This is a genomic window from Arthrobacter gyeryongensis, assembly GCF_039543785.1.
Lineage (GTDB): Bacteria > Actinomycetota > Actinomycetes > Actinomycetales > Micrococcaceae > Arthrobacter > Arthrobacter gyeryongensis.
In genome coordinates, this window is sequence record NZ_BAABKK010000001.1 from 49,274 (window position 1) to 74,921 (window position 25,648).

The window sequence follows — 25,648 nt, forward strand, 5'->3', positions numbered from 1 at the left end:
GCTTGCTACGCTCGCCTCAGAACATTGATTCTTGAGGAAAGGCACCGTCGACGATGACCACCACCGTTACCACCACCCGTCCGCGCATCACCTCGGACAACCGGGACTGGATCTCCCTGAAGGCCGCAGCCACCGCCCTCCAGGCGTTCCAGAGCCAGGATGGCTCCATCCAGGATTCCCTCCACCATGAGGCTGCCCGGGCATACACGGCCACCATCATGGAGGCCATCACGAGCCTGGCTCCTGCGTTCCCGCATGACGCTGCCTATCTCGAACTCCTGGTCACGGATTTCGGCCGCTGGGCCGACGCCGGCTTCGGAGTCCCGGACTTCCTCGACTCGCTGCTGGCCTTCCAACCGCAGGAACACCGCGAGGACGGACTCCAGCATCTCGTGGTTTTCCCCATGTACACCCAGAACGGCAGCACGAGCCGTCTTGTGGAAGCGGTCCTGATCGAGGTGATCTGGCCCGAGTTCATCGGCGCATTGGAGGCCGGCGACTATTCCAACAAGCTGTTCGTTCCCATCCGTTTCCTGGACTTCACCCCCGGGTACGACACCAATTCGGCCGTGCTCTTTCCCGAGACCGTCGCAGTGCGGGAAACGCCTGCCTTCACGTGGGGCGCCATCTTCGCCGACCGCGAGGCCGCCCGCTTCCGTCGCGTTCTCAAGGCGGCTGCCGCAACAACTTCCCTTGAGCTGCCCGCGGATGCCGCCGAGCTGTTGGATGACCAGGAACTCACGCAGCGGACGTTCGTCATGTGGGACCTGATCCATGACCGCACCCATATGCGCGGCGACCTTCCCTTCGATCCGTTCATGATCAAGCAGCGGATGCCGTTCTTCCTCTACTCGCTCGAAGAGCTCCGCTGCGACCTGACGGCTTTCCGCGAATCCGTCAGGATCGAGAAGGACGAGGACGCGTCCTCCGACGCCCGGCGCCACGCGAAGCTCGTGCAGTACGCCGTCATCTTCGACCGCATCTTCCGCTTCGCGATCACGGGCAACCGGGTCCGCAACTACGACGGCCTGGGCGGCCAGCTCCTCTTCGCCTGGATGCACCAGCACCACGTCCTGCACTGGACCGACAGCAAGCTCAGCATCGACTGGGACGAGGCCGCCGACGTCGTCGTCGAGCTCGGTGCCCGGATCGAGGAACTGTACTGGCGCTCCATCGACCGCCCCAAGGCCGCCCACTGGCTCGCAGCGTATAAGCTCATTTCCGGTACGGTCACTCCGCACCCGGCTTCGGTCTGGGCGAAGGGCCCAGAGGCACTGCCGCTCGACGGGCCGCCCCGCGGCCTCACCGACCAGGTCCTCGACGACGAATTCCCCCTGTCCATGTTCTACGAAGCACTGGAGAAGAAAATGCGTCCGATCATCGAATCAACCACCGGTATCACCGGGCAGGCCGCGGCCTCATGACCGGCGGACCGCTGACTGTCGTCGTCACAGGCGGCAGCAACTCTTCCGGCATCGCCGTGGCCCGCGCCTTCGCGCTGGCCGGGCACCGGGTGTTCACTATCGGCTCGAACGAGGCCCGCATCAAGGCCGCAGCGGCCGAAGCGGGCGACGACGTCACTCCTCTGGTATGCGATCTCTCCCGGCTGGAGTCCGTGCGCGAACTCGCCTCGGAGATCCACGGGAGCACCGAAGGGGTCGACGGCGTCATCCACCTGGTGGGCGGGTGGCGCGGCGCCAAGGGAATCGAAGACCAGCCGGATGAAGACTGGGCCGCCCTTGAGCAAAGCGCCGTCACCACCCTGAGAAACGTTTCCCGGGTCTTCTACAAGGATCTCGCCTCCTCCCCCGCGGGTCGTTTCGCCATGGTGAGTTCGACGGCGGTCGCCGCACCTACCGCCGGGGCCGCGACCTACGCGGCGGCCAAGGCTGCCGCGGAGACCTGGACCCTGGCCGTGGCTGACGGGTTCCGCCGTGATCAATCAGGCAATAAGGACGAACCCACGGAGCAGCACAGCGCGGCCGTCGTCTTTGTGGTCAAGTCGCTCTTGGACGCGGCGATGCGGCGGGAACACCCGGAGCGGAAGTTCCCCGGATACACGGACGTCGAGGACTTGGCGGCGGCCGCCGTCGGGCTCTTCGACAAGCCGGCAGCGGAACTGAACGGACAGCGCCTCCTCCTGGCCAAATAGACTGAAAGCGTGAATGAACAAGTGACGAGCACTACAGAAGAATTCCCGGCTGCCCTCGACACAGAAGCCGTTGGGCGCCTCCACGATCCCTCAGTCCGCGGTTTCGCCTCGGACAACTACTCCGGCGTCCACCCTGAAATCCTGGCGGCCCTTGCCGCAGCCAACGGCGGCCACCAGGTCTCTTACGGGGAGGACCAGTACACGGAACGGCTCCAGGAAGTCATGGAGCAGCACTTCGGCGCAGGCATCGAATGCTTCCCCGTCTTCAACGGGACCGGTGCGAACGTGTTGTCCCTGCAGTCCCTGCTGCCGCGCTGGGGTGCGGTCATCTGCGCATCGACCGCCCATATCAACATGGACGAGAACGGCGCGCCGGAGCGGATCGGCGGCATCAAGCTGCTCCAGGTCCCGACGTCGGACGGCAAGCTGACTCCGGAATTGATCGACCGCGAAGCCTGGGGCTGGGGCGACGAGCACCGCGCGCAACCCCTGGCCGTCTCCATCACGCAGACAACGGAACTCGGCACGTGCTACACCCCGGAGGAAATCCGGGCGATTGCCGACCACATCCACGCCAAGGGCATGAAGCTGCACATGGACGGCGCCCGGCTCGCCAATGCCGCCGCCCACCTTGGCGTGCCGTTGCGGACGTTCACCCGCGACGCCGGCGTGGACATTTTGTCGTTCGGCGGCACCAAGAACGGGTTGCTGTTCGGCGAAGTAGTGGTCGCCCTGAATCCGGAAGCCGCCCACGGGCTGAAGTTCCTGCGCAAGATGAACATGCAGCTGGCCTCCAAGATGCGCTTCATTTCGGCCCAGTTCATCGCACTTCTGGAGTCCGGGCTGTGGCTTCGCTCAGCGGAACACGCAAATGCCATGGCCTCGCGGTTGCGTGCGGCGGTCGACTCGATCGAGGGCGTGGAGCCTACGCAGGCCACGGAGTCCAACGGCGTCTTCGCGGTCCTGCCCGCCGGCGTCGCCGATCGCCTCCGCTCCTCGTTCAAGTTCTACGACTGGAACGAAGCGAACCGTGAGGTGCGCTGGATGTGTTCCTTCGACACCACCGAAGAGGACATCGATTCCTTCGTTGCCGCAATCAAGCGCGAACTGGCGTCCGCATAGGGCACGGGATGGGGCGGCGTGGCTTCAAGGTTTCGCCGCCCCGGACACATAATCTGCGAAGGTGAACGCACTCGCACAGGTTCCCGCGGATTTCTTGCATGCGTTGGGAACGCTACGAAAAGCAAAGTGCCGGAGCGAGCTGCGGCTCGCGGAAATCCCGGCGCCCTCTCGCTTGGCGCCATACGCGGTGGCTTTAGGGGCGGAGGTCTTCAGCCGGTCGACCCGTCCCGGCCGGACTCCAGTCCATGGCCCTGCAGCCATGGCATTTTCCAGCGAGAACAACCCCGGATCCCCCGGCGCGGCCGATGACGAAGACGATGAGCTTGCAACAGGCAGGTTCATCTTGCTCCACGATCCCGACGGCTCGGCTGTATGGGACGGGGAATTCCGGATCGTCACCTATATCCGGGCCCAGCTGGAAGCCGACATGGGCAACGACGCCATGCTCGGTTCGGTTGCGTGGACATGGCTCGTGGACGCGCTTGAGAGCCATTCAGCACAGTACCGTGCAGCGGGCGGAACGGCCACGCGCATCCTGTCCGAAAGCTTCGGGACTCTGGCCGATAGACCGGAAACCATCGACATCGAACTCCGTGCCTCATGGACACCTGCGTCTTCAGATGTCCAGGCCCACCTGGAGGCATGGTGCGACATGGTCTGCACGTTCGCGGGTCTGCCTCCCCTGCCGCCCGGCGTCACTCCCTTGCCTAATAGGCGGCTCACATGAAGGCCGTGAACGTCCGCTGTAATCCCCGGCCGGACCGGCCGAGCACAGAGTCGGTAAACTGAAGGCACCATGACCCCTGAAAATCTGGAACCCACCACAGCCGGCGCTCCGGCTGCTGATCCCACGCCACACATCACGGTAGACGGCTTCGAAGGCCGGATACCCGAGATCATCGACCTGGATGCCCCGCGCGAGGGCGTGCCGCTTGTCATCGACACCCTGTCCGGCCTGGAGCGGTGCGCCGCCGCCATTGCCGCAGGATCCGGCCCCGCCGGGGTCGACGCCGAGCGCGCCTCCGGCTTCCGCTACGGGCAGCGTGCCTTCCTGGTGCAGATCCGGCGCGACGGCGCAGGCACCTGGCTGATCGACCCCGAGCCTTTCGATGACCTGAAGATCGTCAACGAGGCGCTGCGCGGTGTCGAATGGATCCTGCACGCCGCGACGCAGGATCTTCCGTGCCTGGCCGAGCTTGGCATGTGGCCCGACAAGCTCTTCGACACGGAACTCGCCGCACGCCTTGCCGGACTGCCCCGCGTAGGTCTGGCAGCCGTCATCGAGCAACTCCTGGGCTTCGGCCTCGCCAAGGAACACTCGGCCGCCGACTGGTCCACCCGCCCCCTCCCGGAACCCTGGCTGCGGTACGCCGCCCTCGACGTCGAGGTGCTCGCCGAATTGCGGGAAGAACTCATCGAACTCCTGGAAGCGGATGGCAAGCTGGAATTTGCCGAACAAGAATTCGCCGGCATCCTCGGAGCGGGCCTTCCAGCCGCGCGGGTGGACCCGTGGCGAAAAACCTCCGGACTGCACCAGATCCGTGACCGCCGTCAGTTGGCTGCCGTGCGCGAGCTTTGGTACGAACGGGATCAGCTCGCGCGGAAACGGGATGTTGCTCCCAGCCGACTCATTCCCGACTCTGCCTTGGTCGCCGCAGCCAAGGCGATGCCCACGACCGTTCCGCAGCTCCTGGCCACCAAGGGCTTCCACGGGCGGGCCGCACAGCGCGAAGCACCGCGCTGGCTGCGCTGCATTGCCGGCGCGAGGAGCACCGAGGACCTTCCACCGCTTCACCTTCCAACCAACGCTCCCCCGCCACCACGCGTCTGGACAGACCGCGATCCCGAAGCCGCGGCCCGCCTTGGGACTGCCCGGCCCCGGCTTCAGGAGGCGGCCGATGGGCTCAAGCTTCCCGTGGAGAACCTGCTCACTCCCGATTACATGAGGCGCGTGCTGTGGCGGCCGCCGTCGGACATCACTGTGGAGTCCGTGTCGGAAGAACTGCGCGCTCTCGGCGCCCGCGAGTGGCAAATTGCCATCACGGCGCCGATCCTCACCGAGGCGTCACTGAATCCGCAGCCGTTGCCGCCCAAGGAGCCCAAAGAGCCCCGGAACCCGGCGTCCAAGGAACGGACCCCGGCCCCCTAGACCATGGTTCCCGCACTCCCCGTGTGACCCTCGCTCACAAACAAGCCCTTTCGGCCCGACCCTCGCTCACAAACAAGCCCTTTCGGCCCGACCCTCGCTCGATGATGTGAGCGAGGGTCCGCCGGAAACCCTCCATATGTGAGCGAGCGTCCGCCGGAAACCCTCTATATGTGAGCGGGGATCTCCTTGCGCGCTAAGTTACTGGCGAGTAACATGGCGGTCAATGACACCGGCTTCCTGTGTGAGGGCTGTCCGGCATCCATGTCTCAACGAGGAGCCCCACATGATCCAAACCCGGAACAGCGCCAAGCCGCGGGCAGTCCGCGACGTCGTCTTCGTGGACGGCGTCCGGACGCCATTCGGCAAAGCGGGCGAAAAAGGCATCTATGCGGGCACCCGCGCCGATGACCTCGTGGTCAAGTGCATCCGCGAACTGATGCGGCGTAACCCGGGCCTGCCCGCGGAACGCGTTGACGAAGTCGCCATCGCCGCCACGACCCAGACCGGCGACCAGGGCCTGACGATCGGCCGCACCGCGGCCCTCCTGGCCGGCCTCCCCCGCAGCGTCCCCGGCTTTGCGATCGACCGCATGTGCGCCGGAGCAATGACCGCGGTCACGACGACGGCGAGCGGCATCGGTTTCGGCGCGTACGACGTCGTGATTGCCGGCGGTGTGGAACACATGGGCAACCACCCCATGGGTGCCGGAGCGGATCCCAACCCCAGGTTCATGTCCGAGCGGATCGTTGATCCAGCCGCCCTGAACATGGGCAACACCGCGGAGAACCTGCACGATCGCTTCCCGTCGATCACCAAAGAGCGAACCGACACCTATGCTGCGGCCTCCCAGGCAAAGCTAGCCGCCGCCTACGGCAAGGGCCAGATCCAGCCCGACTTGGTCCCGGTCGCCACAATGAAGCCTGGACAAGGCTGGACAGTGAATACCGTCGACGAGCCGCCACGCCCCGGGACCACCGTGGATGACCTGGCGGAGCTGCGCACGCCGTTCAGGGCACACGGCCGGGTCACCGCAGGCAATGCCGCCGGCTTGAACGACGGCGCGACAGCGGCAGTACTGGCCTCCGCGGAGGCTGCCGAGGAGCTCGGCCTGTCCGTGAAGATGCGCCTCGTCTCCTATGCCTTCGCCGGCGTCGAACCCGAAGTCATGGGCATCGGACCTGTCCCGGCCACCGAGAAGGCCCTCAAGAACGCCGGACTCGGCATCGAAGACATCGGCCTTTTCGAGATCAACGAAGCCTTCGCCGTTCAGGTCCTGAGCTTCCTGGACCACTTCGGAATCGCCGACGACGACCCGCGCGTCAACCGCTACGGCGGGGCAATCGCCGTCGGGCATCCCCTCGCATCGTCCGGCGTGCGGCTCATGAACCAATTGGCGCGCCAGTTCGAAGAAGACACGTCCGTCCGGTACGGCATAACGACCATGTGCATCGGCCTGGGAATGGGTGCCACAGTAATCTGGGAGAACCCGCGTCACGTGGATTACAACAGTTACAGCAGCGCAACAGAGACCTCCGTCGAAACCGAGAGCAAGGGAGCCGCAGCATGAGCGCCGCCGAATTCCAGAAACTGGCCGGACTGTTCCCGGACGAGACCGTGACCCACTCCTATGTCCAGGACCTCGAACTCCCCGGCAACGCCGGAACGTTCGCCCTGATCACCCTCGACAACGGGCTGGACCACACCAAGCCCACCACCCTCGGACCCAATACCCTCGTGGAGCTCGGGACGGCACTTGAAGGGCTCAAGGATCGCGCTGCGCGCGGCGAGATCGTCGGCGTCGGCGTCACGGGCAAGCCGTACTTCCTGGTGGCCGGAGCGGACCTCTCAGCGGTCAAACAGCTCGAAGAGCGCGAACACGGCCTGTGGATGGCGCAGCTGGGCCACGACGTCTACGCGACGCTCGCCGATCTGGGCGTTCCCAGCTTCGCCTTCATCAATGGCCTCGCGCTCGGTGGCGGCCTCGAAATCGCCCTCCAGTCCACCTACCGCACGGTTTCGACCGGCGCTGGCGCCCTCGCTTTGCCCGAAGCCTTCATCGGGCTCGTCCCCGGTTGGGGCGGCGTCTACATCCTGCCGCGACTCATCGGCCCGGAAAACGCCCTCAAGGTCATGATCGAGAACCCGCTGAGCAACAACCGCACGCTCACCGGCCCCCAGGCTTTCCAGCTCGGCATTGCCGACGCCATCTTCGAACCCGCGGATTTCGTGGAGCAGTCCATTGCCTGGGCCGCGAAGGTGATCGCAGGCGAGGTCGTCCCCGAACGGAGCAACTCCGTGGATCCGGCGGATCCCGCAGTTGCCGAACGCTGGGCCGGCGCCGTGGCAGCGGGCCGGGCGTTCGTAGAAGCCAAGACCTCAAACGCATCACCGGCTCCGGCCAAGGTGCTGGAGATCCTCGAGGCCAACCGCACCATGAGCAAAGGCGAATCCGCAGCCCTGGAATGCGAGACGCTCGCAGGATTGATGCAAACTGACGAGTTCCGTTCCACCGTTTACGCCTTCCTGGACCTCGTGCAGAAGCGGTCCAAACGTCCTGCCGGCGCGCCCGACCGCAAGCTCGCGCGTCCGGTGACGAAGATCGGCGTCGTCGGTGCCGGGCTGATGGCGAGCCAGCTCGCCCTGCTGTTCGCACGGCAGCTCAAAGTGCCGGTCGTCCTGACGGACATCGACCAGGAGCGCGTGGACAAGGGAGTCGCCTACGTCCATGCGGAGGTGGACAAGCTGCTCGGCAAGAAGCGGATAAGCTCCGACGCAGCCAACAGGACCAAAGCCCTCGTCAGCGGCTCTGTCTCCAAAGACTCATTCGCCGATGCCGACTTCGTCATCGAAGCTGTCTTCGAAGAACTCAATGTCAAGAAGCAGGTCTTCGCCGAAGTGGAGGCCATCGTCTCCCCCGAATGCATCCTCGCCACCAACACGTCCTCGCTGTCCGTGACCGCGATGGCCGAAGATCTCCAGCACCCGGAGCGCCTGGTCGGTTTCCACTTCTTCAACCCGGTTGCGGTCATGCCGCTCCTGGAGATCGTACGTGCTCCGAAGACCGACGACGCCGTGCTGGCCACCGCGTTCGAGCTCGCCAAGGGCTTGAAGAAGACAGCCGTGCTCGTCAAGGATGCCGCCGCTTTCGTCGTCAACCGAATCCTGCTGCGGCTCATGGGCGAAGTCATTGCCGCGTTCGACGAAGGGACGCCGGCGGAAGTCGCCGACTCGGCGCTGCGCCCCATGGGCCTGCCGATGAGTCCTTTCACCCTCAGCGCAATGGTGGGCCTTCCGGTCGCCCAGCACGTCCAGGAATCGCTGCACGCTGCCTTCGGCGAGCGTTTTGCGGTCTCCCAGAACCTGCAGAAGTTGGTGGACAACGGCGTGAAGTCACTCTGGGCCCCGGGTCCTGAGGGAAAGCCGGTCATTCCGGCGGAGACGTTGGCGCTCATGTCCTTCGGCACCACTCCGTCCACGGCCGAGGAAGTCCTGCGTCGCACGCAGGACGCCTTGGCCGAGGAAATCGGCCTCATGCTGTCAGAAGGCGTGGTGGCAGGGCCGGAAGACATTGACCTCTGCGTCATCCTCGGCGCCGGCTGGCCGATGTTCCTGGGCGGGATCACACCCTACTTGGACCGGGTGGGCGCCTCGGAGAGGGTCAACGGCAAACGCTTCCTGGCACCCGGGATCGCGTCGAAACCGAACGCGGGCTAGCGTTCCCGCCCGCTAGGGTCCTGGAGCCTCCGGGCAAGGCCACCCAATGAGCTCACCAATTCGGCAAACGCCTCCCTTGGGTGGTTCTCCGAGACGATGCGCGCGTTGGAAGGCTCGCCCCACAGTCCGCGAAAGTCCGCTACGGTGGTCCCGATGAGCCTGGGGGCCGCTGTCTCGACGTGCACTGTTGCCGTGCGTGTACTGTACCGGGCGGTGCCGGCGGCGACGGACGCCGCGAAGTAGTCGTGGATGTGCGCCACATAGCCTTGGTTGTAACGGCGATGGAACTCGAAATAAAAGCGCAGCATATCGCTGAGGTGCCGCACGAGTTCATTCGAAGCGGTGCTGCGCCGCCCTTCCGGCTGTTCCGGAAGGACGAGTTCCGGCTCGGTGCAGCCTGCCTCGGAAGCCAAGGCGGCCACGTGTTCGGGTGTCAGTTCTATCCGTTCCGTGGTCTCCAGGGCGCACACCACCGGCAGGCGTTCCTCAGGAAGTCCGGAGAAGGCAGCAAACACCTCGGCCGCTGCGTGCGGATCAACGTGGGTGTTCCACTCGGCCGTCGGCGTCGTGTTGCCCTGGTAGTAGTAGCTGCCACCCATGATCACGACGCCGCGCAGCAGCTCCGGTAGCCGCGGCTCGGCCCGCAGGGCGAGGGCGAAGTTGGTGAGCGGCGCCGTCAGCAGGGCGGTCAGCTCCCCCGGCCGTGACCGGGCCGCTTCGACCCAGAGCGCGACGGCGTCGACGTCATGCACTTGTCCGTGCGGTTCCGGCAGCTCGGCGTAGCCGACACCTTGGGACCCGTGGGTTTCCGGCGTCGTGGTCAGCGGGATCCGCAGCGGTGCCCGGGCACCGATGGCAACGGGCACGTCGGGGCGGCCGCACAACTCGAGCAGGGACAGGTTGTTGCGTGCCACTTGCTCCGCCGCGACGTTGCCCGGAGTGCTGCTCACGGCTACCAGCTCCACATGCGGCTGGCTGCAGAGATAGGCCAGGGCGAGGGCATCGTCGATTCCCGTGTCGCAGTCCACGAGCAAGCTCACGGGCTCGCGCTGGCCTGCAACCGCTGCATGCTCCCCGCTCATGGACGCTCCTTAGAAGAGGGCGACCTTGGGCGTGCGCGGGAAAATGTCGTCCATTTCGGCGCGTTCTTCTGCCGTGGGCACCCAGCGTACCGCTTTCGCGTTCTCGGCGATTTGTTCAGGGCGGGTGGCTCCCGCAATCACGCTGCTGACTGCGGGCTGGGCGGCCAGCCAGGAGAAGGCCAGCTGCAATTCGTTCAGGTCCCGCTCTTTGGCGAATTGGCTGAACCGGCCCAGCTGGACCCAGTCGGCGTCGTTCACCATGTTGGTCCGCGTGTGGCTGAGGCGCGATCCTTCCGGGGCGTTGCCTGGAGCATACTTGCCCGTCAGGAGGCCGTTCGCCAAGGGGAAATACGGCAGCACACCGAGCCCGAAAGCCTGGGCGGCCGGCAGTACTTCAAGTTCCGCGCGACGGTCCAGCAAGTTGTAATGGTTCTGCGTCGAAATGAACCGCGCACCGCCTTGCATCCGGGCGACGTATTCCGCTTCGGCGATCTGCCAGCCTGCACGGTTGGAATGACCGAGATACCGGACCTTGCCGCTTGTCACGAGGTCATCGAGGGCGGCGAGGGTCTCGTCAACCGGGGTGAGTGGATCCGGCGTGTGGTACTGGTACAAATCAATCCAGTCGGTGCCGAGGCGGCGCAACGATGCCTCGGCGGCCTGGATGATGTAACGTCTCGATCCCCGGGCGCCGAAATCGTTGCCGTTGGCGCCGTGCATGTCCATACCGAATTTCGTGGCCACGACGGCGTCGTCCCTGCGACCTTTCAGGGCGACGCCCAGCATGGTCTCACTGAGGCCGGGCTCCCGGCCGTAGACGTCCGCAACATCGAAAAGGGTCACGCCGGCATCCAAGGCGGCATGCACCACCGCATTGGCACCCTCCTGCGATTCCGTGGCCGTATTGGCCCGCCCGAGATTGTTGCACCCCAAACCGACTACTGAGACGGTCAATCCGGAATTTCCAAGACGGCGATATTCAGTCATGGTTTCACCCTACAACGCCCGCAGGGGCCAGTCCGCCGCTCAGGATCCGAACGCGATTCCTGCCTCTTCCATCGCGTCGTGCAACTGGGCCATGACCTTGGGGCCCATGCCGTGCAGGGCCGCGACCCGTCCCTCTCCGAATTCGGCGAGCTGCTCCAAGGTTTCCAGACCCTCGTGGGCGAGTGCCCTTCGTGCCGGAGCGGACAAGCCCTTCGGCAGCGGAGTGTGTCCGGGCCAGTTGCTCTTAGGCACGATGTTTGTCCCTTCGAAGCGGTGAGGTAGTCCTTAGAGGGTAAAGCCCGGACCGGTTTTCGGCGAGTGTTTAACTTTGAACGCGGTGGGTTCGGCATGGGGTGCAGCCGCGATGCTCAGCTTGGTGAAGTCGAGGTCTTCTCCCCGGATGCACACCTTGATGGCGTTGACGGCCTTGTTGACGTCCGGGCACAGGCAGAAAATGTTGAGCTTCGAGTCGTTGATATCGGATCGTTCCACGGTACCTAGGCCGCGCCAGGCCAGTTCGCTCGTCAGCGCGGCCTTGGCCTTGCGTTCAAGGTAGCGGTCCCGGTCGGTGCCGTCCTTCGTCTTCAGCGCGATCTGCGCGACCACCCAAAACTGCTCAGTCTCGGGAATCTCCGCATAGCCGTCCTCTTCGCATTGCGCGGCAAAGGCCGTCATGAGCCCTTCGACGGCGGATTCCTCCTCGACGTCGGTTTCGTCCGTGCTGCTCTGGTGTCCCACAACCCCGCGGTTGATCACGAGCTGCTTGAATTCCTCGTCGTACCAAGCCTCCCGGAAATGCAGGACCGCTTCGTCGTCGCGCTTATAGGTGCGGATGATGCCGCTCATGCCTGTCCTTTTCTGGACCACTCCGCGCAGGTGCTGTTTTGGACCTGTGCCGTCGAAGGGTGCCTGTGTGTTTGATTCCGCTGGGAACAGCCGTTCACAGCTTGGGGAGACTGCCCGTCGTCGGATGCTCTTGTCCTGGCAAGGGCCGCGCGAAAGGCACCTTTGTCCCCAGGACCTGCGCGACGACGTCGTGCGTTATCTGTTGGGCGGTAAGCCCCACCCGCTCAAGGACCTGGCTCCGGGTTCCATGGTCGAGGAATTCGACCGGAAGCCCCACCTCGTTGAGGGCCGTGTCCACACCGGCCGCGCGCATCTCCTGGCGGATCCGGGAGCCGACGCCGCCAGCACGGACGCCGTCTTCGATGCAGATCACCAATCGGTGCCGGGCGGCGAGGGCAATGATGGACTTGCGTACGGGCAGGACCCACCGCGGATCCACCACGGTGGAACTGATGCCCTGGGAGCCGAGACGGGACGCGACATCGAGGGCGAGCTCGGACATGGCACCGACGCTGATAATCAGGACATCGTTCTCGGTGGAGCCTTCGGGGCGGCGCGCCAGCACGTCGACGCCGTCGGAAAGCCGTTCGATCGCTTCGATCTCACTTCCCACGCTGCCCTTGGAGAAACGCACCACACTGGGCGCGTCCGCGATGGCAACAGCTTCGCGGAGTTCTTCCCGCAGGCGGCTGGCATCCCGCGGAGCCGCGAGGTGCAGCCCCGGAACGATCTGGACCATCGCCATGTCCCACATGCCGTGGTGGCTGGCACCGTCCGGGCCCGTCACGCCGGCACGGTCCAACACGACCGTCACCCCGGCTTTGTGCAGGGCAACGTCCATGAGGAGCTGGTCGAAGGCGCGGTTCAGGAACGTCGCGTAAACGGCAACGACGGGGTGCAGTCCGCCAAAGGCCATGCCTGCGGCCGAGGTGAGGGCGTGCTGTTCGGCGATCCCGACGTCGATCACCCGTTCCGGGTGCCTTTCCGCGAACTTGTGCAATCCGACGGGGATCAGCATGGCCCCGGTGATGCCTACGATGTCGTCGCGCTCATCGGCGATGTCCGCGATTTCCTCGGCGAACACCGAGGTCCAGGAGCGGGCTCCACCGGCTTCGGTGGGTTCGCCGGTTTCGGGATCGATGATCCCGACGGCGTGGAACTGGTCCGCCTCGTTGGCGAGGGCAGGTGCGTAACCATGCCCCTTTTCGGTCATCGCGTGGACGATCACGGGGCCGCCGTAATTGCGGGCAGTAGTGAGCGCATGCTCAAGGGCCCGCATGTTATGGCCGTCGACAGGGCCGATGTACTTCATGCCGAGGTCTTCGAACATGCCTTGCGGAGCCCACCAATCCTTGATGCCCTTCTTCATGGCATGCAGGCTCTTATAGGTGAACTGGCCGATGGGTCCACCACTCTGAAGTTTCTTCTTCCACCAGTCCAACACCACTTCGTAGGTGGGGGCTGCCCGGAGGGAGTCGATCGTGGGGCGAAGTGAAGCGAGGTAGTCTGCCACCCCGCCGACTGTGGGTGCATAGGAGCGTCCGTTGTCGTTGACGACGATCACCACGCGGCGTCGCTTGTCGGCGGCGATGTTGTTGATCGCCTCCCACGCCATACCGCCCGTCAGCGCACCGTCTCCGACGACGGCGACAACGCAGCGATCGCCCTCGCCGGTCAACTGGCGGGCCCGGGAGATACCGTCGGCCCAGGACAAGGAGGAGGACGCGTGGGAGCTTTCCACGATGTCGTGCTCGGACTCTGCGCGATCGGGGTAGCCGGACATTCCCCCTTGCTGCCGGAGGGTGCTGAAATCCTGCCTGCCGGTCAGCAATTTGTGGACATAAGACTGATGGCCTGTATCGAAAACGATGCTGTCGCGCGGCGAATCGAAGACTTTATGGATGGCCATGGTGAGTTCCACCACGCCAAGGTTCGGTCCGAGGTGACCACCCGTTTGGGCGACGTTGGTGATGAGGAAAGTCCTGATCTCGCCTGCAAGCTGCTCCAACTGCTCACTGGTGAGCTTGCTCAGGTCCTGCGGGTTCCGGATTGTCTCCAAAAGTCCCAACGGCCCCTCCTTAAGGTGATTGACGTGCTATACAACTCTAACGCCTTGGCCGGCACCAAGCCGCAGGAAAGGCTACAGCCCCGGCCGGTCGATGACCAGCCGGGGCTGTAGCTGTTGCCTTGTGGCTCAGGCGGAGTTCTCGCTAGTGTGCCGAGATTTGGCGCAAAACGTACTGCAGGATGCCGCCGTTGCGGTAGTAGTCCGCTTCGCCCGGGGTATCGATGCGCAGCACGGCATCGAAGGACTTGGTGGTGCCGTCCTCTGCCGTTGCGGTGACCTTGAGCGTCCTCGGCGTCGTGCCGTTGTTCAGCTCGGTGACGCCCTCGACGGAGAACGTTTCCGTGCCAACAAGGCCCAGGGACGCAGCGGACTCGCCCGCCGGGTACTGCAGCGGGAGGACGCCCATGCCGATGAGGTTGGAGCGGTGGATGCGCTCGTAGCTTTCGGCGACGACAGCTTTCACGCCCAGAAGCGCGGTTCCCTTGGCAGCCCAGTCACGGGACGAGCCGGAGCCGTACTCCTTGCCTGCAAGGACCACCAGCGGGGTGCCTGCTGCCTGGTAGTTCTGGGCAGCGTCGTAGACGTAGGCCTGGGGGCCGTCCGCCTGGGTGAAGTCGCGGGTGAACCCACCCTCGACGCCCGCACCGTCGTTGAAGTCAGCGAGCAACTGGTTCTTGATGCGGATGTTCGCGAACGTTCCGCGGATCATGACCTCGTGGTTGCCACGGCGTGAACCGTAGGAGTTGAAGTCCTTGCGCTCCACACCGTTGGCCAGAAGGTACTGGCCTGCCGGGGTGTCCGACTTGAAGGAACCGGCCGGGGAGATGTGGTCGGTGGTGACGGAATCGCCGAGCTTCAGCAGCACGCGGGCGCCGGCGATGTCCGTTACCGGTTCCGGCTGCGCCTTCATGCCTTCGAAGTACGGGGGCTTCCGCACATACGTGGACTTGGCGTCCCAGGCGAAGGTGTCGCCGGCCGGGGTCTCGAGCGCCTTCCAGCGGTCGTCGCCGTCGAAGACGCCCTCGTAACCGCGGGCGAACATTTCCTTGTCGATCGAGGAATCGATGACTTTCTGGACCTCGACAGGGTTCGGCCAGATGTCCTTCAAGAAGACGTCGTTGCCGTCCTGGTCCTGGCCCAGCGCATCAGCGTCGAAGTCGAAGTCCATGGTTCCGGCCAGGGCGTAGGCGATGACCAACGGCGGCGAGGCCAGGTAGTTCATCTTGACGTCCGGGTTGATGCGGCCTTCGAAGTTGCGGTTGCCGGAGAGGACAGCCGTAACGGAAAGGTCGTTTGCCTGGACGGCCTCCGAGATTTCGGCGTCGAGCGGTCCGGAGTTGCCGATGCACGTCGCGCAGCCGTAGCCCACGATGTAGAAGCCGAGCTTCTCCAGGTAGGGAGTCAGGCCGGACTTCTCGTAGTAGTCGGTGACAACCTTGGAGCCGGGAGCGACCGAGGTCTTGACCCACGGCTTGGAGGCGAGGCCCTTGTCGACGGCGTTACGGGCGAGCAGCGCGGCAGCCAGCATCACGGAAGGGTTGGACGTGTTGGTGCAGGAGGTGATCGAAGCGATCGAAACTGCACCGTGGTCCAGTTCGAATTCGCGGCCGTCAGCTGTTGTGACGCTCACCTTGTTCGACGGACGACCGTTGGACTTCGGGCCGTGTGCGTGCGGCGCTACGTCGGCCAGGTGCGTCGTTGAGGCCGTGAACGACGGCGAATCGGAGGCCGGGAAGCTCTCGTCGATCGCTTCGTCGAGGCTTCCGTCGGCCAGGTCTTCCTTCACGTAGTTGCGCAGGTCCTCGCGGAACTGGGCCTTGGACTCCGTGAGGATGATCCGGTCCTGAGGACGCTTCGGACCCGAGATGGAGGGAACAACCGTGGACAGGTCGAGCTCGAGGTACTCGGAGAACTTGATCTCGTGCGAGGGATCGTGCCAGAGGCCCTGTTCCTTAGCGTAGGCCTCGACCAAGGCGACGTTCTGATCGGAGCGGCCGGTGAGGCGCAGGTAGTCGAGCGTGACGTCGTCGATCGGGAACATCGCTGCCGTGGAACCGAACTCCGGGCTCATGTTGCCGATGGTGGCGCGGTTGGCCAGCGGCACAGCCGCAACGCCTTCGCCGTAGAACTCCACGAACTTGCCGACCACACCGTGGTTGCGCAACTGCTCGGTGATGGTCAGGACGACGTCCGTGGCGGTAGCGCCCGCGGGGATGGAACCCGTGAGCTTGAAGCCGACGACGCGCGGGATGAGCATGGAGACGGGCTGGCCCAGCATCGCAGCCTCGGCTTCGATGCCGCCCACGCCCCAGCCCAGTACGCCCAGTCCGTTGACCATGGTGGTGTGGGAGTCCGTACCGACGCAGGTGTCAGGGTAGGCGCGCAGGACGCCGTCAACTTCGCGGGTCATGACGGTGCGTGCCAGGTATTCGATGTTGACCTGGTGGACGATGCCGGTTCCCGGGGGAACAACCTTGAAGTCGTCGAAAGCAGTCTGGCCCCAGCGCAGGAACTGGTAACGCTCGCCGTTGCGCTGGTATTCGATCTCCATGTTGCGCTCAAGGGCGCCGGAGTTGCCGAAGGCGTCGATCTGCACGGAGTGGTCGATGACCATCTCAGCTGGAGCCAGCGGGTTGACGCGCTTGGGGTCGCCGCCGAGGTCCTTGATGGCTTCACGCATGGTGGCAAGGTCAACCACGCAGGGAACCCCGGTGAAGTCCTGCATGATGACCCGGGCCGGGGTGAACTGGATCTCGGTGTCCGGCTGGGCATTTGGATCCCAGCCAGCCAGGGCGCGGACGTGGTCGGCCGTGATATTGGCGCCATCTTCCGTCCGCAGGAGGTTTTCAAGCAATACCTTAAGGCTGAACGGAAGGCGGTCTGCGCCCTCAACGGAGTTCAACCGGAAAATTTCATAATCGGTGCCGGCTACATTCAGTACGCCTTTGGAACCGAAGCTGTCCACAGTGCTCATGGCAGGACTCCTCTCGCAACAGCTTTCATCTTTGTCGCGTGGTTGACCGCTAGCTAGTTAGGCAAGCCTAATCTGAGCATCGTGCGGCCGGCTGGAGAAGTGAAGCGCGACGTAGGACTTCTCCACCATCGTAGTGGCGGCTACGCCGCCGGCACCAGCAACGCAACGGTCTCAAGGTGATGTGTGTGCGGATACAGGTCGAAGGCCCGGAGGGATTCAAGACGCCATCCGCCGTTCCGGAAGTACCCCAGATCACGCGCGAAGGACGCCGGATCACACGACACATAGGCGATTGCCCGCGGCCCCGACTCGATGAGCTGGCTGACCACCGCTTTGCCCGCACCGGCCCGCGGCGGGTCGATCACCAAAGCATCGAAGCTTCGCAGACGCTGCCGGAGGACACGTTCCACCCTGCCCTGGACTATTTCCACCTGGGTCTCGCCGTGCAGATTCTTGCGGGCATCCCGGCTGGTCCCGGGCGATCCTTCGACGGACAATACCGAACCGGTGATCCCCACGGCATCCGCCAAGGGCGCCGTAAACAATCCGGCTCCCGCGTAAAGATCGGCGACGGCCGATCCTGGAAGGAGGTAACCGCCGTCGTGCAGGAATCGCGTCACTGCCCCCACCAGGGTCGCGGGCGCATCCTTATGGATCTGCCAGAACCCTTCTCCCGTCACGCGGTATTGGTGACCGGCAGCCGATTCCTGGACCCACGTCCTGCCGCGAAGCTGCAGGACGTCTCCGCCGACGGGGTCGAAGCTTGCCACTGAGACCTCATGCGGGAGCTGGCCCAGGATCCGGTTGAGGCGCCGGGCGTCGGTACCCGCTTCCGGGGCGAGAAGGACGAGCGGACGTGATCCGTTGGCAGGCGCGGCCACTTCGACCCGCGAAATCCCCCGCAGATCGATGTCCCAGAGCCGCAAATCGTTGATGCCGGGCAGCGCCAAGGGCATCTCGTGAACCGGAATCACGACGTCGGAGCGGTGGGCGTGCATCCCCAGACGGCCACCGGGGGTGACGGCGAAGCTGGCACGGGTCCGCCAGCCGAGCCCTGTCTCGCCGTCGGAACCTGCGACGCTGTTGGAGCGCGGGTCGCCGGCGGCGGCCGGCTCGACTTCGACATTGAGTTCGAGCCCGGCGAGCCGCTTGAGCTGCTCGGCGAGGACTTCGGCTTTGAGAAGACGCTGCCGTTCCAGTGTTACGTGCCCGAGCTCGGCGCCGCCCACGGGCGGACCGCCCTTGCGCCAAGCGGCAAGTGAGTCGGCGAGCGGCCAGAAATGGCGTGTCCGGTCATCTGATGCTTCCAAGACATCGACGACGTCGGCACGCCAGAACCGCGAAGACTCCCCCGAGTCGGTCAGCCTGACCCGGACCTTCTCCCCCGGGATGCCGTGCCGGACAAAAATGACCCGGCCTTCGTGCCGTGCGACAAAGTGGCCGCCATGGGCGATGGGGCCGACGTCCACCACCAGCTCCGTGGCAGCTCCGTCCTGGGCCGTGGGCGAGCTGGATTCGGTGTTGCTGGGGTGGGTCATCAGGTATCCTGCAATGCCTTTGCTTCTTCGGAGGACTTCAATTGCCATGGGACGCTGGCCACCATGACGCCGGGCTCAAAGTGGAGCCGGGCCTTGATGCGCAAGGCGGTCTGGTTGTGGACGAGCTGTTCCCACCACTTCCCGACGACGTACTCCGGGATGTAGACGACGATCAGGTCGCGCGGGGAATCGCGGCGCATGTTCTTGACGTAGTCCAGGATAGGCGTGACGGTTTCCCTGTACGGGCTCGCCAAGACAGTCAACGGGACCGGGATGTCCAGCTTGTCCCAGGCCTCGACAGTGTGCGCCGTTTCCTCATGGTCGATGTCGACGATGATCGCGTCCAGCCGGGACGGCCTCGATGCCCGGGCGTAGGCGAGGGCGCGCAGCACCGGTTTGCGGACGTGGGACACCAACAGCACGGCATGGACCCGGGTAGGCAATGCACGCGGGGAAGAATCCTCGTCAACGGCAAGTTCCTTGGCCACATTGTCGTAATGGGCGCGGATGCTCCACATGATGAGGAACAGGACGAACATCGCCAGAAGGGCGATCCAGGCGCCCTGCTCGAACTTTGTGATCAGCACGATGGTCAGCACCAGCGCCGTCATGGCGAAGCCGAGCCCGTTGATGGTGCGGGACTTCACGATCCTGAGGCGGACGGCCTTGTCCTGCGCAAGTTTGAGTTCCCTGCCCCAGTGACGCACCATGCCCAGCTGGCTCATTGTGAAGGAAATGAAGACACCGACGATGTATAGCTGGATGAGCTTGGTGACATCGGCGTTGAAGGAAATGATGAGGACCAAGGCCCCGGCAGCAAGGGCGAGGACGCCGTTGCTGAAGGCCAGGCGGTCTCCGCGGGTCCGAAGCTGGCGGGGAAGGTAGCCGTCCTGGGCGAGGATCGACCCCAGGACCGGGAATCCGTTGAATGCCGTGTTGGAGGCGAAGACGAGGATGACGCCTGTGGCGGCGACAACAACGTAGAACGGGATGGACCCGGGGCCGAAGATCGTCTGTGCAATCTGGCTGATGGCGGGGTTCTGGATGTAGTCGTCCGGGAGCGGTTGGCCATGCAGGAGGAATTCCTTGGCCGGATCCAGCACGATGTGGACCTTGGTGGCATTGGCAAGGTAGATGATGCCGGCGAGCATGGCCGAGGCGATGACTCCGAGCAGCATCAGCGTGGTGGCCGCGTTCTTGCTTTTGGGCTTCTTGAAGTTCGGCACGCCGTTGCTGATGGCCTCCACACCGGTCAGGGCGGCTGCGCCGGAGGAGAACGCCCTGAGGAGCAGGAACGCCCCTGCCAGGCCCACGAGTCCCTGGTCGAATCCCTCTTGCGGGACGATCGTGAAGGCTGCCGAGGGAGCCTGGCCGAGTTGGCCTGTGGCCGCCTGGAAGATACCGACAGCCGTCATGCCCAGGATGGAGAACATGAAGATGTAGGTGGGAACCGCGAAGACACTGCCCGCTTCCTTGATTCCGCGCAGGTTCACGAGTGCCAGGACAACGACGCCGACTGTGGCGATGAGCGCCTGCTGCCCATGCAGCGAGGGGATCGCCGTGGTCAGGTACGCCGCCGCGGAGGACATCGACACGGCGACGGTGAGTACGTAGTCCACCAACAAAGCGGCAGCGACCGTCAGGCCCGCGAACTTCCCCAGATTGACGTTGGCGATTTCGTAGTCGCCGCCACCTGAAGGGTAGGCGTGGACGTTCTGCCGGTACGAGGCAACAACCGTGAGCAAGACCACCATGACCGCGAGGCCTACGAGCGGCGAAATGGCCACGGCGCTCACGCCCGCGAGGGCCAGGGTCAGCAGGATTTCGTCTGGGGCGTACGCCACGGAGGACAGGGCATCCGAAGCGAAAATCGGCAGCGCAATGCGCTTGGGAAGCAGGGTGTGGGCCAGGCGGTCGTTCCGGAACGGCCGCCCCACCAACACCCGCTTCGCGGCGTTGAGAATTGTCAGCACTCCGCAAAGCTACTCTGAATCGAACGCGATGTCATGACGGCGGACTGGCTTCCGCGACTTGCCCCGGTAGAGTCTTAGCGAGCGGCAAGCATAAGAGTGAAGGAGAAACCGTGGCTCACTTTGTGATCATGGGTTGCGGACGAGTTGGCGCAACTTTGGCGCACACCTTGGAAGACGCCGGCCATTCGGTGGCAATCATCGACCAGGACGACCGTGCCTTCCGCCGCTTGCGCAGCGGATTCACCGGCAGGAAAGTCACGGGCGTCGGCTTCGACCGGGACACCCTCAAGCAGGCAGGTTGCGAGGAGGCGTACGCCTTCGCCGCCGTCTCCAGCGGTGACAATTCGAATATCCTCGCTACCCGGGTAGCCCGTGAGACTTTCCATGTTTCGCATGTTGTTGCCCGCATCTACGATCCCGGCCGCGCCGAAATCTACCAGCGCCTTGGCATCCCCACAGTGGCCGCCGTGCGTTGGAGCGCGGACCAGGTCCTGCGCCGGATCCTGCCCGAGCAGCACTTGGCAGGAGACTACCGTGAACCCTCCGGCCGGCTGGTTTTGTCCGAAGTGGACCTTGACCAAGGCTGGATCGGGCACCCCTTGACCGCCATCGAAGCAGCGTCCGGAATCCGTGTCGCATTCCTTACCCGTTTTGGCGAAGGCGTCCTGCCCCAGGCCGGAACGGCGTACCAGGAGGGCGACACAGTGCACGCCATGTTAAACCTGGACCGCAGCGCCGAGGTGGCGCGCATCCTTTCCAGCGCACCCGTCAAGGAGTATGAGTGAAAGTCGTTATTGTCGGCGCAGGCAGCGTCGGTTCATCCATCGCGCGTGAATTGCTTGCCCACAAACACGAGATCATGCTGATCGACCTCAAGCCCGAGGTCATCGGGCGCAGCGGCCTCCGGGGCGCGCGCTGGCTGGTGGGCGATGCGTGCGAATTGAGCACGCTGCAGGAAGCGAAACTGGAAGGGGCCGACGTCGTCGTGTCCGCGACCGGCGACGACAAAGTCAACCTTGTGGTGTCCTTGCTGGCCAAGACCGAATTCGGCGTGGGCCGCACGGTGGGACGGGTCAACAATCCCAAGAACGACTGGATGTTCAACGATTCCTGGGGCGTCGACGTCGCAGTCAATACCCCGCAGCTCATGACGGCGCTCGTCGAGGAGGCCGTGGAAATCGGTGACCTCGTCCGCTTGCTGACCTTGCAGACCGGTGTGTCCTCGCTGGTCGAATTCACGGTTCCCCACGACTCGCACATCATCGGCAGCACCGTGGGCGGCATCGAATGGCCCGACGACGCCACCCTGGTGGCGATCCTCCGGGACCATGCTCCCATCACGCCGAGCCGCGACGACGTGATCGACGGCGGCGACGAACTGTTCTTCGTCACGACCATTGTGGCCGAAGACGGCCTCAGGGCCTTGCTGTCCCCGAGCGCCGCGGACCACGGTTCAGCTGACGTCGAGGAAGAGTTTTCGGATCAGTCCGACGACGACGGTTTCGACGGCTGAGGATCGCGGTTCGGCTTCTGGCCCGGCAGCGGCCGGGTCAGGAGCCAGGCAATCCAGAGACCCAGGATGTATAGCGGAGCCCCCATGATCAGCCTCATGGTGGCGAGGGCGGCCAGACCCGGTTCGCCCATGAAATACAGCGGAACCTGGACCACAAGACGCAGTGCCAGCACGGCAATGACCACCCACGTGCCGATGGCGTATGCCCGCAGGCGCTCCGGGTTCTTCCGCCATTCGAAGCCCTCGTTGCGGACGAATCCGAACAGCAGGCCGGCGATGGGCCACTTGAGCAGGATCGACAGCACCATTCCCACGATGTAGGCGATATTCGTGTAGAAACCCAGAACGTAGAAATCCTCGGCCTTGCCAGTGGTGTTCGCGAGCCAAGCGGAGATGGCGACGCCGGCGATCCCGGCAAGCGCCTGGGTCAGCGGGCGCCGCTGGACCAGCCGGACCACGGTGAAGACGGCTGCAGCCGCGAGGGAGGCAATCAGGGACGCCGGAAGGTCGCGTGTGACCATGAAAGCGATCAGGAAGACGAGGCCGGGCACGGTGCTCTCGGCTATCCCCTGAACACCCCCGGCGGATTTGAGGATGTCCACGTGCCCGTGGCTGTTGCGTTGGAGTCCGGCCTTTTCGGCGTACCCGGCGGCGATGTCCGCGATGCTCGGCCCCTGTGTGCCCTGCAGGGACTCCTCCGAGCCGGGATTTTCCTGCGCTGGTTTTTCGTGGGGGCCGGATCCGTTGGCGACGCTCATTGGTGCTCCTGCCGGGAGAGGATTTCATAGCGCGGATTGAACATGGTGGGCATCCCGTCCCGCGGCGTGACCATGCCTTCGAGCCGCAGGACAGTCCCAGGTTCGATACCGGGCACTTTGCGGCGCCCGAGCCAGATGACGCGGAGTCGGGTCAACGGACCTGTGTCGCCCCTGTGCGCAATCCGGTCGACGACGATCGCCGAGAAGTGCGCTTGTTCGTTGGCGGGCTGGTAGGTCACCGACTCGATGAATCCCGTGCAGTCGACCCGTCCCCGGACGGGGAGTTCAGTGAGGGGCACGGACGCCGGACCGCCATGGGCGGCAGCGGGACGCGCCGCTTTATCAGCCAATCTGGGTGATCTCCGGGCCGCGCTCGGGTTGCTGAAGCTCTGGCGCTTCGTGGGGAGCCTCGTGCTGCCCGGAGGCTACAGCGTCCTTGGGCAGCTTCAGCTGAAGCAGCTCACGGGGCGGCATGGGGTTGTCTCCGCGAATGACCACAACCTTGCGGAAGAGGTTCTCCAGTCCTTCGGCCGCCTTCTTATCCAATGCGGCGTTGCCCCCGATGACGCCACGAAGGAACCAGCGGGGTCCATCGACTCCCATGAACCGGGCAGCCCGGAAGCCACGTCCGCCGTCGGCGGATTCGGCAGGAAGCTTGGCGACGAGTTCGGTGCCGAAGGTGCCGACGATCTCCTCGACTTCGCCTCCTTGGCTGGACACGGACTGGCCGATTTGCTCGCGGATCTCGTCCCAGAGCCCTTCGGAACGTGGAGCGGCAAACGCCTGGAGCTGGAGGCTCGAGCCGTCCAGGTCCATGGTGACCGCCACTACCCGCTGGGTTGCCTCTTCTACTTCGAGGCGCAATTGAAGGCCTTCGGAAGGCTCGATCAGCAGGGCGCCAAGATCCACATAGCCGTCCTGGCTATCAATTTCGCTGGCATCCAATGGCCCCTTGGACAAGCGGAAGTCGCCCTTGGCGGCTCCGCCGGCTACCGGGCCGGAGTCCTGCCGCGTCGTCGCGGCATTGGCCTGCTCAGTACCGTTGTCTTTCGGCTGCTCAGCCTTGGACTTCTTTCCGCGCCCAAAAAGCATCGGGTTGTCTCCTTAGTAGTGGTCTATCCCCCAGTAAACCGCAGACTGCCCGTCAACTCGCGGGCAGCATGGCAATCAGCTCCATGCAGCGCCGATTGTCGAGGGTTGTTGCTAGCTCACGGCCGGCGCGAAGCCTCCGGTAGATCCAAAGCCGCCGGCGCCGCGCGAGGTGTCGGACAACTCCTCCACGGAAACGAACTGCGCATACTCGACGCGCTGGATCACCATTTGAGCAATTCTATCGCCGCGCTTGAGTTCGATTGCGTGGTTTTGGTCGGTATTCAAAAGCGTCACGGAAATTTCACCTCGGTAGCCGGCATCAACTGTCCCGGGAGCGTTGACCACGGTGAGTCCATGCTTGGTTGCCAGCCCTGATCGGGGGTGGATCAGTGCGACAAAGCCGTTCGGCAGCGCGATCGAGACGCCCGTGGGAACAAGCTTCCGCTCTCCCGGAGCGAGCGATACGTCCGCACGGGCCCGCAAGTCAGCGCCGGCGTCGCCAGGGTGGGCGTATGACGGTGCTTCCAAACCGGCGTCGAGCATTTTCAGTTGGACCTGAAGGGTCGGCGCACCGTATTCGGCGGAGGTGTCTGCTGGGTTGGCTACTGCTGTCTCGTGGCTCACAGTCACATATTCTATCGCCCACGGACAGCTTCCCCGGTTGCGGCCGCATGTCGGTCGCACGTCGGTCACAGGCCAGTCACAGGGCCAGGGAGCGTTAATTCCCGGGGTCACAGTCCCGATAAGCTGGTGGCATGCCTGAATCGACTGCTTCCGTACCCGTGCCGCACCATTCCTCGAGTGGAACGGGCGTCCTGTTCACGGAAAAGCTCTGGCCTTCCCCCTGGATCTGGATTGTGGTGGTCGGCTTGTCCGCCGCGGGCATCCTGATGTTTGCACCGATCAGCATCACCGCGGGGATTATCGCCGCACTGGTCCTCTTCGCGATTATGACCACCATGCTGGTGTTGTCCACTCCAGCGATCGTGGTGGACCGGGACACCGTCCAGGTGGGACGCGCCACCATCCAGCGCGAGTTTGTCGGCGCCGTCACCGCTTACCGCAAGGACGAGGCCACCGCGGAGCGCGGAACCCGCCTCCACGGACTCGCGTTCCTTTGCCTCCGCGGCTGGATAGATCCCGTGGTGCGCATTGAAATCACCGACCCGGCGGACCGCACCCCGTACTGGCTCACGTCCACGCGCCGCCCCGAAGAACTTCTGGCAGCGCTGTCCAAGCAGGCCTCCCGAGGCTAGCTTTCGCATTCCTTGCAGTAAAGGTGCCCGTCCTTCTCCCGCGCAATCTGGGACCGGTGTTTGACGAGGAAGCAATTGAAGCAAGTAAATTCGTCCGGCTGCGGAGGCAGGACGCGGACCAGCAGCTCTTCGCCAGACAAGTCCGCCCCGGGGAGCTCGTAGGCGTCCGCAAGGTCAGTCTCATCGATGTCAACAGCCGATGATGACTGTTTCTCGGTGCGATGCGACTTGAGTTCCTCGATCGAGTCCTCGGTGTCTTCTTCGGTCTTCCGAGGGGCATCGTAGTCCGTTGCCATGGTCCCTTCTTCGTTCTCCCTTGTACGTCACGCAGGGCTTGCGGTCCGGTCGACCGGAACCTGCTCCGGTCTAAGGATGTAACGCAGCGGGCCGCATTTTTGTGCCCGATATCGGGCAGATTGTCCTC

The 25,648-nt window shown here is 64.5% G+C and carries 23 protein-coding genes; 10 read left to right on the forward strand and 13 right to left on the reverse strand.

What is annotated here, in order from left to right:
- The first annotated feature begins 53 nt into the window (after window positions 1-53).
- From ABEA18_RS00275 to ABEA18_RS00305, 7 genes are all read left to right on the forward strand, one after another.
- Window positions 54-1,424, forward strand: coding sequence for a DUF6421 family protein (locus ABEA18_RS00275; RefSeq protein WP_345446662.1), 1,371 nt, complete (start codon window positions 54-56; stop codon window positions 1,422-1,424).
- Entirely contained in the window at window positions 1,421-2,152 is a 732-nt protein-coding gene (locus tag ABEA18_RS00280) for an SDR family oxidoreductase (protein ID WP_345446665.1), read from the forward strand. Before ABEA18_RS00275 ends, ABEA18_RS00280 begins: the two co-directional genes overlap by 4 nt.
- Before the next feature lie 9 nt (window positions 2,153-2,161).
- Entirely contained in the window at window positions 2,162-3,274 is a 1,113-nt protein-coding gene (locus ABEA18_RS00285) for a threonine aldolase family protein (RefSeq protein WP_425550452.1), read from the forward strand.
- Window positions 3,275-3,335: 61 nt separating this feature from the next.
- Complete coding sequence (locus ABEA18_RS00290) at window positions 3,336-4,001, forward strand: DUF3000 domain-containing protein (RefSeq protein WP_345446668.1); 666 nt, start codon at window positions 3,336-3,338, stop codon at window positions 3,999-4,001.
- Between the two features lie 69 nt (window positions 4,002-4,070).
- On the forward strand, window positions 4,071-5,423 hold the full coding sequence (locus tag ABEA18_RS00295; protein WP_345446671.1) for an HRDC domain-containing protein: 1,353 nt from the start codon (window positions 4,071-4,073) through the stop codon (window positions 5,421-5,423).
- Between the two features lie 283 nt (window positions 5,424-5,706).
- On the forward strand, window positions 5,707-6,990 hold the full coding sequence (locus tag ABEA18_RS00300) for a thiolase family protein (protein ID WP_345446673.1): 1,284 nt from the start codon (window positions 5,707-5,709) through the stop codon (window positions 6,988-6,990).
- A complete protein-coding gene (locus ABEA18_RS00305) occupies window positions 6,987-9,137 on the forward strand; it encodes a 3-hydroxyacyl-CoA dehydrogenase NAD-binding domain-containing protein (protein WP_345446676.1) in 2,151 nt (716 codons plus the stop codon). Before ABEA18_RS00300 ends, ABEA18_RS00305 begins: the two co-directional genes overlap by 4 nt.
- On the opposite strand, the gene ABEA18_RS00310 is transcribed toward ABEA18_RS00305, so the two are convergent.
- The 8 genes from ABEA18_RS00310 to ABEA18_RS00345 form a co-directional block, all read right to left on the reverse strand.
- Window positions 9,134-10,219, reverse strand: coding sequence for a nucleoside hydrolase (locus ABEA18_RS00310; RefSeq protein WP_345446679.1), 1,086 nt, complete (start codon window positions 10,217-10,219; stop codon window positions 9,134-9,136). The two genes, ABEA18_RS00305 and ABEA18_RS00310, sit on opposite strands and share 4 nt — an antisense overlap.
- Window positions 10,220-10,228: 9 nt before the next feature.
- Entirely contained in the window at window positions 10,229-11,206 is a 978-nt protein-coding gene (locus ABEA18_RS00315) for an aldo/keto reductase (protein ID WP_345446682.1), read from the reverse strand.
- 39 nt (window positions 11,207-11,245) lie between these two features.
- Window positions 11,246-11,458 (reverse strand): helix-hairpin-helix domain-containing protein, encoded by a 213-nt coding sequence (locus tag ABEA18_RS00320; protein WP_345446685.1) that lies wholly within the window; start codon window positions 11,456-11,458, stop codon window positions 11,246-11,248.
- A gap of 33 nt (window positions 11,459-11,491) precedes the next feature.
- Entirely contained in the window at window positions 11,492-12,052 is a 561-nt protein-coding gene (locus tag ABEA18_RS00325; protein ID WP_345446688.1) for a hypothetical protein, read from the reverse strand.
- A 94-nt stretch (window positions 12,053-12,146) separates the two neighbouring features.
- A complete protein-coding gene (gene dxs / locus ABEA18_RS00330) occupies window positions 12,147-14,120 on the reverse strand; it encodes a 1-deoxy-D-xylulose-5-phosphate synthase (protein ID WP_345446691.1) in 1,974 nt (657 codons plus the stop codon).
- Between the two features lie 142 nt (window positions 14,121-14,262).
- Complete coding sequence (locus ABEA18_RS00335; protein ID WP_345446694.1) at window positions 14,263-17,094, reverse strand: aconitate hydratase; 2,832 nt, start codon at window positions 17,092-17,094, stop codon at window positions 14,263-14,265.
- A gap of 140 nt (window positions 17,095-17,234) precedes the next feature.
- Complete coding sequence (locus ABEA18_RS00340; protein ID WP_345446697.1) at window positions 17,235-18,632, reverse strand: class I SAM-dependent RNA methyltransferase; 1,398 nt, start codon at window positions 18,630-18,632, stop codon at window positions 17,235-17,237.
- Window positions 18,632-20,605, reverse strand: a complete 1,974-nt coding sequence (locus tag ABEA18_RS00345) for an APC family permease (RefSeq protein WP_345446700.1) — start codon at window positions 20,603-20,605, stop codon at window positions 18,632-18,634. Before ABEA18_RS00345 ends, ABEA18_RS00340 begins: the two co-directional genes overlap by 1 nt.
- Before the next feature lie 110 nt (window positions 20,606-20,715).
- Between ABEA18_RS00345 and ABEA18_RS00350 the strand changes: the two genes are divergently transcribed.
- Window positions 20,716-21,390 carry a potassium channel family protein gene (locus ABEA18_RS00350; RefSeq protein WP_345446703.1) on the forward strand — a complete coding sequence of 225 codons (675 nt, stop codon included), beginning with the start codon at window positions 20,716-20,718 and terminating at the stop codon, window positions 21,388-21,390.
- Entirely contained in the window at window positions 21,387-22,118 is a 732-nt protein-coding gene (locus ABEA18_RS00355) for a potassium channel family protein (protein WP_236817048.1), read from the forward strand. The genes ABEA18_RS00350 and ABEA18_RS00355 overlap by 4 nt, the downstream gene beginning before the upstream one ends.
- On the opposite strand, the gene ABEA18_RS00360 is transcribed toward ABEA18_RS00355, so the two are convergent.
- The 4 genes from ABEA18_RS00360 to dut form a co-directional block, all read right to left on the reverse strand.
- Window positions 22,088-22,876 (reverse strand): DUF3159 domain-containing protein, encoded by a 789-nt coding sequence (locus tag ABEA18_RS00360; RefSeq protein ID WP_345446713.1) that lies wholly within the window; start codon window positions 22,874-22,876, stop codon window positions 22,088-22,090. The genes ABEA18_RS00355 and ABEA18_RS00360 overlap by 31 nt on opposite strands.
- Window positions 22,873-23,226 (reverse strand): hypothetical protein, encoded by a 354-nt coding sequence (locus ABEA18_RS00365; protein WP_345446716.1) that lies wholly within the window; start codon window positions 23,224-23,226, stop codon window positions 22,873-22,875. The genes ABEA18_RS00360 and ABEA18_RS00365 overlap by 4 nt, the downstream gene beginning before the upstream one ends.
- On the reverse strand, window positions 23,219-23,968 hold the full coding sequence (locus ABEA18_RS00370; protein WP_345446719.1) for a DUF3710 domain-containing protein: 750 nt from the start codon (window positions 23,966-23,968) through the stop codon (window positions 23,219-23,221). The genes ABEA18_RS00365 and ABEA18_RS00370 overlap by 8 nt, the downstream gene beginning before the upstream one ends.
- A gap of 111 nt (window positions 23,969-24,079) precedes the next feature.
- Entirely contained in the window at window positions 24,080-24,592 is a 513-nt protein-coding gene (gene dut / locus ABEA18_RS00375; RefSeq protein WP_345446722.1) for a dUTP diphosphatase, read from the reverse strand.
- 131 nt (window positions 24,593-24,723) lie between these two features.
- Here dut and ABEA18_RS00380 point away from each other — a divergent pair, with 131 nt between their 5' ends.
- Window positions 24,724-25,224: a DUF3093 domain-containing protein gene (locus tag ABEA18_RS00380; RefSeq protein WP_345446725.1), complete on the forward strand. Its 501-nt coding sequence runs from the start codon at window positions 24,724-24,726 to the stop codon at window positions 25,222-25,224.
- Here the strand turns inward: ABEA18_RS00380 and ABEA18_RS00385 are convergent.
- Window positions 25,221-25,520 carry a DUF4193 domain-containing protein gene (locus ABEA18_RS00385; protein WP_059389107.1) on the reverse strand — a complete coding sequence of 100 codons (300 nt, stop codon included), beginning with the start codon at window positions 25,518-25,520 and terminating at the stop codon, window positions 25,221-25,223. The two genes, ABEA18_RS00380 and ABEA18_RS00385, sit on opposite strands and share 4 nt — an antisense overlap.
- Window positions 25,521-25,648 lie beyond the last annotated feature (128 nt).

Excerpts from the sequence above, each read along its gene's own strand:
- ABEA18_RS00275 (WP_345446662.1), top strand. The coding sequence starts at position 54 with ATGACCACCACCGTTACCACCACCCGTCCGCGCATCACCTCGGACAAC.
- ABEA18_RS00280 (WP_345446665.1), top strand. The coding sequence starts at position 1,421 with ATGACCGGCGGACCGCTGACTGTCGTCGTCACAGGCGGCAGCAACTCT.
- ABEA18_RS00295 (WP_345446671.1), top strand. The coding sequence starts at position 4,071 with ATGACCCCTGAAAATCTGGAACCCACCACAGCCGGCGCTCCGGCTGCT.
- ABEA18_RS00300 (WP_345446673.1), top strand. The coding sequence starts at position 5,707 with ATGATCCAAACCCGGAACAGCGCCAAGCCGCGGGCAGTCCGCGACGTC.
- ABEA18_RS00305 (WP_345446676.1), top strand. The coding sequence starts at position 6,987 with ATGAGCGCCGCCGAATTCCAGAAACTGGCCGGACTGTTCCCGGACGAG.
- ABEA18_RS00310 (WP_345446679.1), bottom strand. The coding sequence starts at position 10,219 with ATGAGCGGGGAGCATGCAGCGGTTGCAGGCCAGCGCGAGCCCGTGAGC.
- ABEA18_RS00315 (WP_345446682.1), bottom strand. The coding sequence starts at position 11,206 with ATGACTGAATATCGCCGTCTTGGAAATTCCGGATTGACCGTCTCAGTA.
- ABEA18_RS00325 (WP_345446688.1), bottom strand. The coding sequence starts at position 12,052 with ATGAGCGGCATCATCCGCACCTATAAGCGCGACGACGAAGCGGTCCTG.
- ABEA18_RS00335 (WP_345446694.1), bottom strand. The coding sequence starts at position 17,094 with ATGAGCACTGTGGACAGCTTCGGTTCCAAAGGCGTACTGAATGTAGCC.
- ABEA18_RS00340 (WP_345446697.1), bottom strand. The coding sequence starts at position 18,632 with ATGACCCACCCCAGCAACACCGAATCCAGCTCGCCCACGGCCCAGGAC.
- ABEA18_RS00360 (WP_345446713.1), bottom strand. The coding sequence starts at position 22,876 with ATGAGCGTCGCCAACGGATCCGGCCCCCACGAAAAACCAGCGCAGGAA.
- ABEA18_RS00370 (WP_345446719.1), bottom strand. The coding sequence starts at position 23,968 with ATGCTTTTTGGGCGCGGAAAGAAGTCCAAGGCTGAGCAGCCGAAAGAC.
- ABEA18_RS00380 (WP_345446725.1), top strand. The coding sequence starts at position 24,724 with ATGCCTGAATCGACTGCTTCCGTACCCGTGCCGCACCATTCCTCGAGT.
- ABEA18_RS00385 (WP_059389107.1), bottom strand. The coding sequence starts at position 25,520 with ATGGCAACGGACTACGATGCCCCTCGGAAGACCGAAGAAGACACCGAG.